Source organism: Leclercia sp. G3L, assembly GCF_021117075.1.
GTDB classification, from domain to species: Bacteria; Pseudomonadota; Gammaproteobacteria; order Enterobacterales; family Enterobacteriaceae; genus Enterobacter; species Enterobacter adecarboxylatus_C.
Genome location: NZ_CP088265.1, coordinates 285,619 through 300,109 on the forward strand (window position 1 = coordinate 285,619; position 14,491 = coordinate 300,109).

The window sequence follows — 14,491 nt, forward strand, 5'->3', positions numbered from 1 at the left end:
CCTTCCGTTAAATCGTCCCAAACACCAGCAAAAACAGGCAGGCAAACACGGGAACTGCCGCCGTCAGGCTGTCTATGCGATCCAGGATACCGCCGTGCCCTGGAATAAGATTGCCACTGTCTTTGATCCCTGCTTCACGCTTAAACATACTTTCGGTCAAATCACCCAGCACGGAAGCCAGCGCTGCGATGATAGAACAGACCAATAATGTTGCCGGTGCCACCTCAAGGTTGGCCCATACGCCATAACCCCAGGAGATAATCGCTGCTGTAAACAGACCACCGATAAAACCCTGCCACGTTTTCCCCGGAGAGACCTTCGGTGCCAGTTTATGTTTGCCAAACAGTTTACCAAACATATAGGCGCCAGAGTCAGCCCCCCAGACGAGAATCATGACATAAAGGAGCCATAACGCCCCGCTGTAAGGGTTGTCGTCGTAGTGCCAGGTACGGAGGGCAAGCATTCCCCAGAAGAAAGGAACGATGGTGAACAGCCCAAAACAGAGACGCAGTATTTTCGAATTACGCCATAGCGATGCAGAGCCGGGATAGAAGAGCACCAGCAGCAGCGCTACCAGCCACCATCCCAGCGAAAGCCAGAGCGAACCTGCGATTATCGGCTGATGAATATTGTGATGGTATTCCGGCAGCATAAAGAGCATCAGCGCCAGCATCAGGCCGCACAGCACCGCCAGCCATACCCGCTGAGAACGCGAGGTAAAGCCGCTAAGCTGCCCCCATTCCCACGCCGCCAGCATGCAAACGACCAGTGTGACAATAGCAAATCCCACCGGAGGCAGTAAAAACAGCGCCGCGATGACAACAGGTATTAAAACAAACGCGGAAATCAGGCGATACTTCAGCAAAAGCTACCCCCATCAGGCGTTGTCGCCACCAGGCTCGGTACCACCGAAACGACGCTCTCGATTAGCAAAGGCATGCAGCGCACCTTCAAAGTCTTGTTCATCAAAATCGGGCCAAAGAACATCTGTAAAGTAAAGTTCGGCGTAGGCAATTTGCCATAGCAAAAAGTTACTGATGCGATGTTCTCCCCCTGTCCTAATTACTAAATCCACGGGTGTCAGTTCACTCATGCAGATTTGCTGACTCAGCGCCTCTTCATCAATCTGGTCCGGCTGTAATAGCCCTTCCTGAACCTGTTCAGCCAAATGCCGTACACCCTGGACAATATCCCAACGTCCGCCATAATTCGCCGCGATATTGAGCGTTAAACCGGTATTTTGCCCGGTCAGCGCTTCCGCTTTACGAATGCGTTCCTGCAGACGTGAGTTAAAACGACTGGTATCCCCGATAATACGCAGGCGAACGTTGTGGCGGTGCAGGCTTTTTACTTCGCTGTCGAGCGCCCACACGAACAATTCCATCAACGCGCTAACTTCCTGCGCAGGTCGATTCCAGTTTTCACTGCTGAAAGCATAGAGCGTTAACGCGTCAATGCCGTTATTGGCGGCAAAAGAAACGGCGCGGCGAACAGATTTCGCCCCAGCTTTATGCCCAAAGGCTCGGATCTTCCCTTGTCTTTTCGCCCAGCGGCCATTGCCATCCATGATGATTGCGACATGACGACAGCCATGTGCTGGCAAGTTTTCGCTTATTGGTTGATTCGCAGACAACATAACGCGTTTTTGGTCCCTGAAAGGATTTAACGGTACTCAGGAATACTGAAGCCTTTACGTAAAAAAGCCGTGTCATACCACGGCTTACCTGACCACATAACGTCAACTACCCGCAATCAGGTGGCGCAGACTATATCACTGAAGCCCAACGCTAACAAATAGCATGACCACCCACGGCTGGATTATCACCAGCTTGCGAGGTGCGTCACCGCTTTTTGCGCCGTGAGCCTGGCTTTCGCATCGACGGTCAGCACATCATCCACACTTTGCGGCTCGCGCAAATCCATCGTCTCAAGAACAGACAGGTTCAGCGCAGCGATATCCGTAAAGCGGATCCGCTGTTCGAGGAAGGCGGCGACAGCAATTTCATTCGCCGCATTGAGGGCGGTAGTCGCCGCTTGTCCCTGCTCGAATGCCTCCATCGCCAGCTTCAGGCACGGATAGCGCTGATAATCTGGCGCACTGAACGTCAGCGCACTTAATTTGCAGAAGTCGAGCGGCTTAACGCCGGAGACCACGCGGTTTGGCCACGCCATCGTATGGGCGATAGGTGTACGCATATCGGGTTCGCCTAATTGCGCCATCACGCTGCCATCCCGATAACGGACCATGGAGTGGATCACCGACTGTGGGTGAATTAACACTTCCATCTGCGCTGCCGAGGCGTTAAACAACCAGCGGGCTTCAATGTATTCCAGACCTTTATTCATCATGGTGGCAGAATCCACGGAGATTTTACGCCCCATCGACCAGTTCGGATGACGACATGCCTGATCCGGGGTCATTGAGACCAGATCAGACAACGGCGTATCACGGAACGGGCCACCAGACCCGGTGAGCAAAATAGAAGAGACGCCATTCTGCTCCAGATCAGCGTACCCCAGGTTTTGCTGAAACGGTTGCGGTAAACTCTGAAAAATAGCGTTATGTTCGCTATCTACCGGCAAAAGTTGCGCGCCGCGCTGCTTTACCGCCTCCATAAACAGGCGTCCACAAGTCACCAGCGACTCTTTGTTGGCCAGCAACACCGTCTTCCCGGCATCGATCGCCGCCAGCGTTGGCAGCAGTCCTGCTGCGCCCACGATTGCCGCCATCACCTGGTCTACGTCATCCAGGGCGGCCATGTCGCAGGCAGCCCGTTGACCGCTTAATACCTCGGTCCGGCTGCCGTGCTCGGCCAGCAATGCTTTTACCTGGCGAGCACTCTCCTCGTCGTCCATAACCGCATAGCGTGGCGCAAACTCGAGACACTGCTCAACCATCCGCTGAACGTTTTTCCCGGCGACAAGCGCGGTCACGGTGTAGTGTTCAGGATTGTGGCGAACGACGTCGAGCGTGCTGCAACCGATGGAGCCGGTTGAGCCGAGGAGTGTTAATTGCTTCATGAATTATCCAGAAGTAGTGAAACCAGCAAAGCAAAACGCCGCCAGCAAAGCCCATCGGGCCTTCTGTACGGCGTTTTATCAGATTACGTCAGAAATCAGAACTGCATCAGTTCCGCTTCTTTTTCTGCCAGCGCCGCATCAAGTTTCTTGATTGCCGCATCGGTCAGTTTCTGCACGTCGTCCTGAGAACGGCGATCGTCATCTTCGCTGATCTCTTTGTCTTTCAGCAGCGCTTTCACTTTATCGTTCGCGTCACGGCGAACGTTACGCACGGCAACACGGCCCTGCTCTGCTTCACCACGTACCACTTTGATCAGATCTTTACGACGCTCTTCGGTCAGCGCAGGCAGTGGAACACGGATATCCGTGCCTGCGGAGCTTGGGTTCAGACCCAGATCGGATGCCATGATGGCTTTCTCAACGGCCGGGCCCATTGAACGATCGAAGACGTTAATTTTCAGCGTACGGGTATCTTCTACCGTCACCTGCGCCAGCTGACGCAGAGGGGTTGGCGTACCGTAGTATTCCACGACGATGCCATCCAGCAGGCTTGGAGAAGCACGGCCAGTACGAATTTTGCTGATTTGGGTTTTGAACGCTTCTACGCATTTGTCCATGCGTACTTCAGCATCTTTTCTGATGTCGTTAATCACGTTACGAATCCTTGGAAACTTGTCTCAGGCAGACTATCCACCAGCACATCGCTACAGGTGTGCTAAGTATAGTCGCGTTTAATTCATGACAACGCCAAAGGCGCGTCCAGGTAAGATATCACTACAAAGTAAAGCGGAATCTTACCTGTATTTATCGTCGACGGAAATTATTCCGTGATCAAAGTGCCTTCTTTTTCACCCATGACCACGCGACGCAGCGCGCCAGGCTTGTTCATGTTGAAGACACGGATCGGCAGTTTGTGGTCGCGAGCCAGCGTGAAGGCGGCAAGATCCATCACTTTCAGCTCTTTATCCAGCACTTCGCTGTAGGTCAGCTGATCGTACATGGTGGCAGCAGGATCTTTTGCCGGATCGGCAGTAAACACGCCATCTACTTTGGTCGCTTTCAGTACCACATCGGCTTCGATCTCAATACCACGCAGGCAGGCCGCGGAATCGGTGGTAAAGAACGGGTTACCCGTACCGGCGGAGAGGATCACCACGCGGTTGTTGCGCAGCAGGCTGATGGCTTCGGCCCAGCTGTAGTTATCGCACACGCCATTCAACGGAATAGCGGACATCAGGCGTGCATTCACATAGGCACGATGCAGTGCATCACGCATAGCCAGGCCATTCATGACCGTTGCCAGCATACCCATGTGGTCGCCCACCACGCGATTCATGCCTGCTTTTGCCAGACCCGCGCCACGGAAAAGGTTACCACCGCCAATGACTACGCCAACCTGGATGCCCAGTTCAACCAGTTCTTTGATTTCCTGCGCCATGCGGTCAAGGATGCTTGCGTCAATACCGAAGCCTTCCGACCCTTGCAGCGCTTCGCCACTCAGCTTAAGCAGAATGCGTTTGTAAACGGGTTTTGCATTGGTAGCCATATTTCTTTCCTGGGACTGTCAACGATTAAGATGGGGTTAATTCTGGCGACATGATATATCGCATCTCAACACAGACACTATAGGCGTCTGGCTGATTTACACATAACGTACACAAAAAGAAGCCGCCCTCAGGCGGCTTCTTTTCGCTGATTAAGACTGCTTGGACATTGCAGCAACTTCTGCTGCGAAGTCAGTCTCAACTTTCTCGATGCCTTCGCCCACTTCGAAGCGGATGAAGCCAGTTACGTCAGCGTTGTGCTCTTTCAGCAGCTGAGCAACAGTTTTGCTTGGATCCATAACGAAAGGCTGGCCAGTCAGAGAAACTTCGCCGGTGAATTTCTTCATGCGGCCTTCAACCATTTTCTCTGCGATTTCTTTTGGCTTGCCAGACTGCATGGCGATGTCCAGCTGAACCTGGTACTCTTTCTCTACAACTTCAGCAGACACGTCTTCTGGCTTAACGAATTCTGGCTTGCTTGCAGCGATGTGCATTGCCAGCTGTTTAACCAGCTCTTCGTCAGCGCCTTTAGCCGCAACCAGAACACCGATACGCGCGCCGTGCTGGTATGAACCCAGTACTTCGCCTTCCAGGGAAGAAACGCGACGGATGTTGATGTTCTCACCGATTTTAGCAACCAGGGCAACACGCTCTTCTTCGAACTGTGCTTTCAGAACTTCAACGTCGGTGATTTTGCCAGCAACAGCTGCGTCCAGAACTTTGTTAGCAAATGCCTGGAAACCGCCATCTTTAGCAACGAAGTCAGTCTGGCAGTTAACTTCCAGAATGATGCCGTAGGTGCCGTCGATCTTAGTGATGATCACGCCGTCAGCAGCAACGTTGCCTGCTTTCTTAGCTGCTTTGATCGCACCGGATTTACGCATGTTTTCGATTGCCAGCTCGATGTCGCCGTTCGCTTCAGTCAGCGCTTTTTTGCAATCCATCATGCCTGCGCCAGTACGCTCACGCAGCTCTTTTACCAGGGATGCGGTAATTTCAGCCATTCTTAAATCCTCGGGAGATGTGAACTGCCCGGCCAGAAGCCAAACAGTATAAATTGAAAAAAGGGGCCGATAATTGGCCCCTATTCATACACGGTACTAATAAGGGGTAGAACCTTATTATTCAGCTTCTACGAAGCTTTCTTCCGCCTGAGAAGCCAGATCCTGGGAACGGCCTTCACGAACGGTAGCAGCTACAGCGCTCAGGTACAGGCTAACAGCACGGATTGCATCGTCGTTACCCGGGATAACGAAGTCAACACCGTCCGGATCGGAGTTGGTATCAACGATTGCGAATACTGGGATACCCAGGTTGTTAGCTTCTTTGATTGCGATGTGCTCGTGGTCAGCATCGATAACGAACAGCGCGTCTGGCAGGCCGCCCATATCTTTGATACCGCCCAGGCTGTTTTCCAGCTTGTCCAGCTCACGAGTGCGCATCAGCGCTTCTTTTTTGGTCAGCTTTTCGAAAGTACCGTCCTGAGACTGGGTTTCCAGATCTTTCAGGCGCTTGATAGACTGACGAACGGTTTTCCAGTTAGTCAGCATACCGCCCAGCCAGCGATGGTTCACGAAGAACTGGTCGCAGCTGTTAGCAGCTTCTTTCACAGCTTCGCTTGCAGCGCGCTTAGTACCAACGAACAGAATCTTACCTTTACGGGAAGAGATCTTGTTCAGCTCAGCCAGGGCTTCGTTGAACATTGGTACAGTTTTCTCAAGGTTGATGATGTGAACTTTGTTACGTGCGCCGAAGATGAAAGGCTTCATTTTCGGGTTCCAGTAACGGGTCTGGTGACCGAAGTGAACACCAGCCTTGAGCATGTCGCGCATGGAAACAGTTGCCATGTTTTAAAACCTCTATTTAAAAGTTGGGGTTATGCCTCCACGTATCCCATATTACCGACCCCAAAGGGCACCCCGGAATATGTGCCGATACGTGTGTGTTGTTACACAAAGTGAGATTTGTCGCTCCCGTCCATCCTGTGTATCTGAAATGGATCGGAAGTCCGGCGCGCTTTATACCACAAAATGCTACCCGAAACCAACAATTGTTGGCGGTGTGTGCGGTGAAGGAATCTCAATTTGGCAGCATGTGCGCCAGACTGATACCATTGACAACACTTAGACTAGTATTGTCGAAAAAAACGACACTGATGGACAGATTACATGGCTATCTCTATTAAGACACCTGAAGAAATTGAAAAAATGCGCGTCGCCGGTCGTCTGGCCGCTGAAGTGCTGGAAATGATCGAGCCATTCGTCAAACCGGGCGTCAGCACCGGCGAGCTGGATCGCATCTGTAATGATTACATCGTGAACGAGCAGCAGGCAATCTCCGCTTGCCTTGGCTACCACGGCTTCCCGAAGTCAGTCTGCATCTCTATTAATGAAGTGGTCTGCCACGGTATCCCGGATGACGAAAAGCTGCTGAAAGATGGCGACATCGTTAACATCGACGTCACCGTCATTAAAGACGAGTACCACGGTGACACCTCTAAGATGTTCATCGTCGGCAAACCGACCATTCTGGGCGAGCGCCTGTGTAAAGTGACCCAGGAAAGCCTCTACCTGGCACTGAAGATGGTCAAGCCAGGCATTCGCCTGCGTACCCTCGGTGCGGCTATCCAGAAATTCGTTGAAGCAGAAGGTTTCTCCGTGGTGCGCGAATACTGCGGTCACGGTATTGGCCGCGTCTTCCATGAAGAGCCACAGGTTCTGCACTATGATGCAGACGACGGCGGCGTAGTGCTGCAGGCGGGCATGACCTTCACCATCGAGCCAATGGTCAACTCGGGCGACTACCGCATCCGTACCATGAAAGATGGCTGGACGGTGAAAACCAAAGACCGGAGCTTGTCTGCCCAGTATGAGCATACTATTGTGGTGACCGACAACGGCTGCGAAATTCTGACGTTACGCAAGGATGACACTATCCCGGCGATACTCTCGCAAGACGCATGATAAGAAGCCGGCAAATGCCGGCTTTTTTAATGGCTATCGTTTTTTCTTATGGGTGGCGCGCAATGAGTAACCTTTTACCCGAACAGTATGCCAATACGGCCCTCCCCACCCTGCCTGGCCAGCCGGATAACCCCGGCGTCTGGCCGACGGCCGAGCTGACCTGCGCCGGCATCAAAGCGCATATCGATACCTTCCAGCGCTGGCTGGGTGACACCTTTGACAGCGGGATCTCCGCTGAAGCGCTTATCGAAGCGCGTACGGAATTTATCGATCAGCTCCTGCAGCGCCTATGGATTGACTACGGTTTTGGTCAGCTGGGCGATGTGGCGCTGGTCGCAGTCGGCGGCTATGGCCGCGGCGAGCTGCATCCCCTTTCAGATATCGACCTGCTGATCCTGAGCCGGAAAAAGCTGCCTGACGAACAGGCGCAGAAGATCGGCGAGCTGCTCACCCTGCTGTGGGACGTTAAGCTTGAAATCGGCCACAGCGTGCGCACCCTGGAAGAGTGTCTGCTGGAGGGGTTATCCGATCTCACCGTCGCCACCAACCTGATTGAATCGCGCCTGCTGATTGGCGACGTGGCCCTGTTCCTTGAGCTGCAAAAGCACATCTTCAGCGACGGCTTCTGGCCCTCGGAGAAGTTCTTCGCCGCCAAGGTCGATGAGCAGCAGGTGCGCCACCAGCGCTACCACGGCACCAGCTATAACCTGGAGCCGGATATCAAAAGCAGCCCAGGCGGCCTGCGCGATATCCATACCCTGCAGTGGGTGGCCCGCCGCCATTTCGGCGCCACCTCGCTGGATGAGATGGTCGGTTTTGGTTTTCTCACCGAAGCCGAACGTACCGAGCTGAATGAGTGTCTGCATCTGCTGTGGCGCATCCGTTTTGCCCTGCATCTGGAAGTGACCCGCTACGATAACCGCCTGCTGTTTGACCGTCAGTTGAGCGTCGCCCAGCGCCTGCACTACAGCGGCGAGGGCAACGAGCCGGTCGAGCAGATGATGAAGGACTTCTTCCGCGTCACCCGTCGGGTGGGTGAACTGAATCAGATGCTGTTGCAGCTGTTCGACGAGGCGATCCTGGCTCTCACCGCGGATGAAAAACCGCGCCCGATAGATGATGAATTCCAGCTGCGCGGCACCTTAATCGATCTGCGCGACGAGACGCTGTTTATCCGTAAGCCGGAAGCGATCCTGCGCATGTTCTACGCCATGGTGCGTAACAGCACCATCACCGGGATCTACTCCACTACCCTGCGCCACCTGCGCCACGCCCGCCGCCATCTGACTCAGCCTTTGTGCTACATCCCGGAAGCACGGTCGCTGTTCCTGAGCATGTTGCGCCACCCTGGCGCGGTAAGCCGCGGGCTGCTGCCGATGCACCGTCACAGCGTGCTCTGGGCCTATATGCCGCAGTGGTCGCATATCGTCGGCCAGATGCAGTTTGACCTGTTCCATGCTTATACCGTTGACGAACACACCATCCGCGTAATGCTGAAGCTGGAAAGTTTCGCCCAGGAGGAGGTGCGCAGCCGTCACCCGCTCTGCGTTGAACTCTGGCCGCGCCTGACCAACCCGGAGCTGATCCTGATTGCCGCCCTGTTCCACGATATCGCCAAAGGGCGCGGCGGCGACCACTCAATCCTCGGCGCGGAAGACGTGCTGAAATTTGCCGAGCTGCATGGGCTCAATTCGCGCGAAACGCAGCTGGTGGCCTGGCTGGTTCGCCATCACCTGCTGATGTCGGTCACCGCTCAGCGGCGCGATATTCAGGATCCCGAGGTCATCAAACAGTTTGCCGAAGAGGTGCAGACCGAGAATCGCCTGCGTTTCCTGGTCTGCCTGACGGTGGCGGATATCTGTGCCACCAACGAGACGCTGTGGAACAGCTGGAAGCAGAGCCTGCTGCGCGAACTTTACTTCGCCACCGAGAAGCAGCTGCGTCGCGGCATGCAGAGCACGCCGGACATGCGCGAACGCGTGCGTCATCACCAGATGCAAGCCCTGGCGCTGTTGCGGATGGAGAATATAAATGAAGAGGCGCTGCATCTGATCTGGGCGCGCTGTCGCGCCAACTATTTTGTACGCCACAGCCCGAACCAGCTGGCCTGGCACGCCCGTCATCTGCTGCAGCACGATCTGACCAAACCGCTGATCCTGCTCAGCCCGCAGGCAACCCGCGGGGGAACGGAGATCTTTATCTGGAGCCCCGATCGCGCTTACCTGTTTGCCGCGGTCTGCGCCGAACTCGACAGACGTAACCTCAGCGTACACGACGCGCAAATCTTCACTACCCGCGACGGCATGGCGATGGATACCTTTATCGTGCTGGAACCGGACGGCAGTCCGCTGTCCGCGGATCGTCACGAGCCGATTCGCTACGGGCTGGAGCAGGCGATCACCCAGCACAGCTGGCAGCCACCGCAACCGCGTCGACAGCCGGCGAAACTGCGCCACTTTACCGTCGATACCGAGGTCAATTTCCTGCCGACGCATACCGACCGGAAATCCTTCCTCGAGCTGATCGCCCTTGACCAGCCAGGGCTGCTGGCCCGGGTCGGGCAGGTGTTTGCCGATCTGGGAATTTCGCTGCATGGGGCCAGAATTACAACCATTGGCGAGCGAGTAGAAGATTTATTTATAATCGCCACAGCCGACCGTCGTGGGCTTAATAATGCCCTGCAACAGGAAGTGCAACAACGGTTGACAGCAGCCCTCAATCCAAACGATAAAGGGTGATGTTTTTTTTTACCTGGAAAGAGTTGAACTATGCAGCAGTTACAGAACGTTATTGAGTCCGCTTTTGAGCGTCGCGCCGAAATTACTCCGGCAAATGTGGATACCGTGACCCGCGAGGCGGTCAATCAGGTGATTTCTCTGCTTGATTCCGGCGCGCTGCGTGTAGCCGAAAAGATCGACGGTCAGTGGGTCACTCACCAGTGGCTGAAGAAAGCGGTACTGCTCTCTTTCCGTATTAACGATAACCAGGTTATCGACGGTGCGGAAAGCCGCTACTTCGATAAAGTCCCGATGAAATTCGCTGATTACGACGAAGCGCGTTTCCAGAAAGAAGGTTTCCGCGTGGTGCCACCGGCAGCCGTTCGTCAGGGTGCGTTTATCGCCCGCAATACCGTGCTGATGCCATCCTACGTGAACATCGGCGCTTACGTTGATGAAGGCACCATGGTGGATACCTGGGCAACCGTGGGTTCCTGTGCGCAGATCGGTAAAAACGTACACCTCTCCGGCGGCGTGGGTATCGGTGGTGTTCTGGAGCCGCTGCAGGCGAACCCGACCATTATCGAAGACAACTGCTTCATCGGCGCGCGCTCCGAAGTGGTTGAAGGCGTGATCGTGGAAGAAGGCTCCGTGATCTCCATGGGCGTTTATATCGGCCAGAGCACCCGTATTTACGATCGCGAAACCGGCGAAGTGCATTACGGTCGCGTACCGGCGGGTTCCGTAGTGGTATCCGGTAACCTGCCATCAAAAGATGGCAAATACAGCCTGTACTGTGCGGTGATTGTCAAAAAAGTCGATGCAAAAACCCGCGGCAAAGTTGGCATCAACGAACTGCTGCGTACCATCGATTAATCGGGTATAACAAAAAGCGGGGGCAACCCCGCTTTTTTTATATCTCAGGGTGGCGAAAATAGATTTTTTCGTGAATTATTCATGGGTTATGTTGAGATCAAGGGTACCGCTATGTACGATAATCTGAAAAGTCTGGGCATTACTAATCCTGATGAAATTGACCGTTACAGCCTCCGTCAGGAAGCCAACAACGATATCCTGAAAATCTATTTCCACAAGGATAAGGGCGAGTTCTTCGCCAAGAGCGTGAAGTTCAAGTACCCGCGCCAGCGTAAAACTGTCGTTGCCGATGGCATCGGTCAGGGTTACAAAGAGGTGCAGGAGATCAGCCCGAATCTGCGCTATGTGATTGATGAGCTGGATCAGATTTGCCAGCGCGATCGCACTGAGGTGGATCTGAAGCGGAAGATCCTGGATGACCTGCGTCATCTGGAAAGCGTCGTTGCCCACAAGATCACGGAAATCGAAGCGGATCTTGAGAAGTTGACCCGTAACAAGTAATCCGTCGCTGTGTGCCGGGTGGCGGCTTCGCCTTACCCGGCCTACATTCGTGGTTTTGTAGGCCCGGTAAGCGCAGCGCCACCGGGCGATTCACTCACCGCTGCTCATCCAGTTGCAACGCCACATACAGCAACAGCCGGTCGTCAAAATTCCCCAGATCCAACCCCGTTAGCTCCGAAATACGGTTCAGGCGGTACTCCAGCGTATTGCGGTGAATAAAAAGTGCCTTTGACGTGGCCAGCGGCTGCACGTTATGACGGAACCACGCTTGCAGCGTACGCCGCAGCAGGCCGTTGTTATCCATCGCTTTCAGACGTACCAGCGGACGGGCTAGTTCGTTGGCCTGCCAGCCGCCGCGCAGGCTGTCCAGCAGCACCGGCAGCATCAGATCCTGATAAAAATAGCTGCGGTTTTCCGGCATACGCTGCTTGCCGACCATCATTGTGGTACGGGCCGTACGCCAGGAGCGGGCAATGCTGCCCGGGCCGGTAAAGTAGTTGCCTAATGCCACCCGGAAACGCAGCTGTCCGTTCTCTTTCATCCGCGCAATCAGCTGTTCCACGCGCCGACGGTGATCTTCCGCATCCCAGCGCCCAAACTGGTTTAACGCCGGTTTGAGTACCACCATCTCGGTCAGCGAGACGATCGCCACCAGGTTATTGCGCTCCGGCGTCGCCAGCGCGTTCTGCAGCTGCTGTAGCTCAACCATCGCGCTATCGACTCCGAGCTGACCACTGTCGACCTCAATCACCGCCACCACGCGGGGCTGGTTGAGATCGATGCCCAGCCGCTGCGCCCACTCGGTCAGCGCCGGGGTATGCTCTTCCGCCTGGATCAGGTTCATGACCAGCTCTTCACGCAGGCGGCTGTCCTGCGCCAGAAGGTGCATCAGGCGGGATTGTTCCAGCATCATTTCTGCCGTCATACAGACCAGCTCACCGTATTTGCGCAAGGACTCCGGCTCACCGGTCAGACCGATCACCCCGACAATCTCGCCTTCCAGACGCAGCGGCAGGTTGATCCCCTGGCGCACGCCATGCAGATGCCGCGCCACCGCGTCATCAATATCCACCACGCGCCCCTGAGAGAGCACCAGCAGCGCACCTTCGTGCAATTCCCCAATACGCTCGCGATCGCCACTGCCGATGATCCGGCCACGTGCGTCCATCACGTTGATATTGGTGTCGATGATGCGCATTGTTCGCGCCACGATATCCTGCGCCATTTTGGTATCAAGATGCCAGCCAGCCATGTCGCCCTCCTCTGAGCAGAGCTCAAGCATAAGGAAGATCAATCAGGGCCGCATTGTGCGAATGCACAAACTGTGAAGGAGAAGTATGGACTTGTGGAAAGGTTCACAGAAAGGAATGAAAAAGCCCCTGTTTCCAGACAGAAACAGGGGCAGAACAGATTACTGCATCAGCAGATAAAGAGAGGTGTCGCCACGCTGGATATTCAACGCCAGCACCGATGGTTTGCTGTCGAGAATTTTGCGCAGTTCAGCGATGTTCTTAACCGGCTGCTGGTTGGCGCCGATAATCACATCCCCTTTCTTCAGGCCAATACGGGCAGCCGGGCTGTTGGCTTTGACGTTATCCACAGATACGCCTTTATCCTGCCCTTTGTTACTCATATCCGCACCTTCGATACCGCTGAAGATGGTGCCGGCATCCACCTGGTTCTGGCTGCTCTGCTGCAGTTCCAGCTGCACGTTCACCGGTTTACCTTCACGCAGCAGACCCAGGCTCACTTTGCTGCCCACCGGCATAGAGCCGACTTCTGCACGCAGTGCCGCGAAGCTGCTCACCGGTTTGCCGTTCAGGGTAGTGATCACGTCCCCGGCCTTGATCCCCGCTTTCGCCGCGGAGGAGTTTGGCATCACCTGGCTGACAAAGGCGCCGCGCTGGGCATCAACCTTCATCGCTTTCGCCAGCTCGGAGTTCAGCTCGGTGCCGAGAATCCCCAGCTCGCCGCGTTTCACCTGGCCAAACTCGACCATCTGTGCGGTCAGGTTTTTCACCATGTTGCTTGGGATCGCAAAGCCAATCCCGATGTTGCCGCCGTCCGGGGCGAGGATCGCGGTGTTAATCCCGATCAGCTCACCGTTCAGGTTGACCAGCGCGCCACCGGAGTTACCGCGGTTTATCGCCGCATCGGTCTGGATAAAGTTTTCATAGTTTTCCGCATTCAGGCCGCTACGACCGAGGGCAGAAACGATACCGGAGGTCACCGTCTCACCCAGACCAAACGGGTTACCGATTGCCACGGTGTAATCCCCGACGCGCAGGGCATCAGAGTCGGCCAGCTTAATTGCCGTCAGGTTTTTTGGATCCTGAATCTGTATCAGCGCGATATCAGAGCGCGGATCCTTCCCGACGATTTTGGCATCAAGCTTGCGCCCGTCGCTCAGCTGAACCTTGATGCTGCTGGCATTGTCCACCACGTGGTTGTTGGTGACCACATAGCCTTTGGCCGCATCAATGATCACGCCGGAACCCAGCGCCATAAACTTCTGCTGCTGACCGCCGCCGTTGCCATCACCCGCCCCGCCCTGGCAGAACGGTGAGCTCTGGAACGGGGAACCTTCCTGGCAGAACGGCGAGTTATCACCGAAGAACTGCTGGAAGTTACGCGGCATGCGCGGCGTGTTGACGGTGGTGCTGCCTTCAACGTTGATACTCACTACCGACGGCATCACTTTTTCCAGCATCGGTGCCAGGCTTGGCATCTGTTGCGCAGTGGCTGCGGAAGAGACGGTCTCTGCTGCGCTGGCAGACAGAGGGGATAACGCTAAACCTAAACTCAGAGCCAGTGCACTCATTGCTAAAGTGGTTTTTTTCATGTTTCTTAATCTCGATTTACAGGTCAC

The 14,491-nt window shown here is 54.9% G+C and carries 13 protein-coding genes; 4 read left to right on the plus strand and 9 right to left on the minus strand.

Features of this window, described 5'->3' with window-relative positions:
• Positions 1-7: 7 nt before the first annotated feature.
• The 7 genes from cdsA to rpsB all read right to left on the minus strand — a co-directional run bounded on the left by cdsA (position 8) and on the right by rpsB (position 6,412).
• Positions 8-865 (minus strand): phosphatidate cytidylyltransferase, encoded by an 858-nt coding sequence (gene cdsA / locus LRS40_RS02825; RefSeq protein ID WP_231313039.1) that lies wholly within the window; start codon positions 863-865, stop codon positions 8-10.
• A 12-nt stretch (positions 866-877) separates the two neighbouring features.
• Positions 878-1,636 carry a (2E,6E)-farnesyl-diphosphate-specific ditrans,polycis-undecaprenyl-diphosphate synthase gene (gene ispU / locus LRS40_RS02830; RefSeq protein ID WP_142488298.1) on the minus strand — a complete coding sequence of 253 codons (759 nt, stop codon included), beginning with the start codon at positions 1,634-1,636 and terminating at the stop codon, positions 878-880.
• 185 nt (positions 1,637-1,821) lie between these two features.
• Complete coding sequence (gene ispC / locus LRS40_RS02835; protein WP_231313040.1) at positions 1,822-3,021, minus strand: 1-deoxy-D-xylulose-5-phosphate reductoisomerase; 1,200 nt, start codon at positions 3,019-3,021, stop codon at positions 1,822-1,824.
• A 95-nt stretch (positions 3,022-3,116) separates the two neighbouring features.
• Positions 3,117-3,674 (minus strand): ribosome recycling factor, encoded by a 558-nt coding sequence (gene frr / locus LRS40_RS02840; protein WP_032616614.1) that lies wholly within the window; start codon positions 3,672-3,674, stop codon positions 3,117-3,119.
• Positions 3,675-3,841: 167 nt separating this feature from the next.
• The gene (gene pyrH / locus LRS40_RS02845; protein WP_032616613.1) at positions 3,842-4,567 is read right to left on the minus strand and encodes a UMP kinase; all 726 of its coding nucleotides are present in this window, start codon (positions 4,565-4,567) and stop codon (positions 3,842-3,844) included.
• Positions 4,568-4,717: 150 nt separating this feature from the next.
• Positions 4,718-5,569, minus strand: coding sequence for a translation elongation factor Ts (gene tsf, locus LRS40_RS02850; RefSeq protein WP_142488296.1), 852 nt, complete (start codon positions 5,567-5,569; stop codon positions 4,718-4,720).
• Positions 5,570-5,686: 117 nt separating this feature from the next.
• Complete coding sequence (gene rpsB / locus LRS40_RS02855; protein ID WP_032616611.1) at positions 5,687-6,412, minus strand: 30S ribosomal protein S2; 726 nt, start codon at positions 6,410-6,412, stop codon at positions 5,687-5,689.
• A gap of 321 nt (positions 6,413-6,733) precedes the next feature.
• Between rpsB and map the strand changes: the two genes are divergently transcribed.
• From map to LRS40_RS02875, 4 genes are all read left to right on the plus strand, one after another.
• Positions 6,734-7,528 (plus strand): type I methionyl aminopeptidase, encoded by a 795-nt coding sequence (gene map, locus LRS40_RS02860; protein ID WP_142488295.1) that lies wholly within the window; start codon positions 6,734-6,736, stop codon positions 7,526-7,528.
• Positions 7,529-7,590: 62 nt separating this feature from the next.
• Positions 7,591-10,266 (plus strand): bifunctional uridylyltransferase/uridylyl-removing protein GlnD, encoded by a 2,676-nt coding sequence (gene glnD, locus LRS40_RS02865; RefSeq protein WP_142488294.1) that lies wholly within the window; start codon positions 7,591-7,593, stop codon positions 10,264-10,266.
• 30 nt (positions 10,267-10,296) lie between these two features.
• A complete protein-coding gene (gene dapD, locus LRS40_RS02870) occupies positions 10,297-11,121 on the plus strand; it encodes a 2,3,4,5-tetrahydropyridine-2,6-dicarboxylate N-succinyltransferase (RefSeq protein ID WP_008501915.1) in 825 nt (274 codons plus the stop codon).
• Positions 11,122-11,232: 111 nt separating this feature from the next.
• On the plus strand, positions 11,233-11,622 hold the full coding sequence (locus LRS40_RS02875; RefSeq protein ID WP_032616607.1) for a DUF3461 family protein: 390 nt from the start codon (positions 11,233-11,235) through the stop codon (positions 11,620-11,622).
• A 94-nt stretch (positions 11,623-11,716) separates the two neighbouring features.
• Here the strand turns inward: LRS40_RS02875 and cdaR are convergent, their stop codons facing one another.
• Positions 11,717-12,874, minus strand: a complete 1,158-nt coding sequence (gene cdaR, locus LRS40_RS02880) for a DNA-binding transcriptional regulator CdaR (RefSeq protein WP_039030313.1) — start codon at positions 12,872-12,874, stop codon at positions 11,717-11,719.
• A 159-nt stretch (positions 12,875-13,033) separates the two neighbouring features.
• On the minus strand, positions 13,034-14,464 hold the full coding sequence (degP, locus tag LRS40_RS02885; protein WP_142488293.1) for a serine endoprotease DegP: 1,431 nt from the start codon (positions 14,462-14,464) through the stop codon (positions 13,034-13,036).
• Positions 14,465-14,491: the final 27 nt, after the last annotated feature.

What these genes read in the sequence shown, in the direction of transcription:
- dapD (WP_008501915.1), top strand. Translation starts at nt 10,297, where the DNA reads ATGCAGCAGTTACAGAACGTTATTGAGTCCGCTTTTGAGCGTCGCGCC.
- pyrH (WP_032616613.1), bottom strand. Translation starts at nt 4,567, where the DNA reads ATGGCTACCAATGCAAAACCCGTTTACAAACGCATTCTGCTTAAGCTG.
- degP (WP_142488293.1), bottom strand. Translation starts at nt 14,464, where the DNA reads ATGAAAAAAACCACTTTAGCAATGAGTGCACTGGCTCTGAGTTTAGGT.
- map (WP_142488295.1), top strand. Translation starts at nt 6,734, where the DNA reads ATGGCTATCTCTATTAAGACACCTGAAGAAATTGAAAAAATGCGCGTC.
- tsf (WP_142488296.1), bottom strand. Translation starts at nt 5,569, where the DNA reads ATGGCTGAAATTACCGCATCCCTGGTAAAAGAGCTGCGTGAGCGTACT.
- ispC (WP_231313040.1), bottom strand. Translation starts at nt 3,021, where the DNA reads ATGAAGCAATTAACACTCCTCGGCTCAACCGGCTCCATCGGTTGCAGC.
- cdaR (WP_039030313.1), bottom strand. Translation starts at nt 12,874, where the DNA reads ATGGCTGGCTGGCATCTTGATACCAAAATGGCGCAGGATATCGTGGCG.
- glnD (WP_142488294.1), top strand. Translation starts at nt 7,591, where the DNA reads ATGAGTAACCTTTTACCCGAACAGTATGCCAATACGGCCCTCCCCACC.
- rpsB (WP_032616611.1), bottom strand. Translation starts at nt 6,412, where the DNA reads ATGGCAACTGTTTCCATGCGCGACATGCTCAAGGCTGGTGTTCACTTC.
- ispU (WP_142488298.1), bottom strand. Translation starts at nt 1,636, where the DNA reads ATGTTGTCTGCGAATCAACCAATAAGCGAAAACTTGCCAGCACATGGC.
- LRS40_RS02875 (WP_032616607.1), top strand. Translation starts at nt 11,233, where the DNA reads ATGTACGATAATCTGAAAAGTCTGGGCATTACTAATCCTGATGAAATT.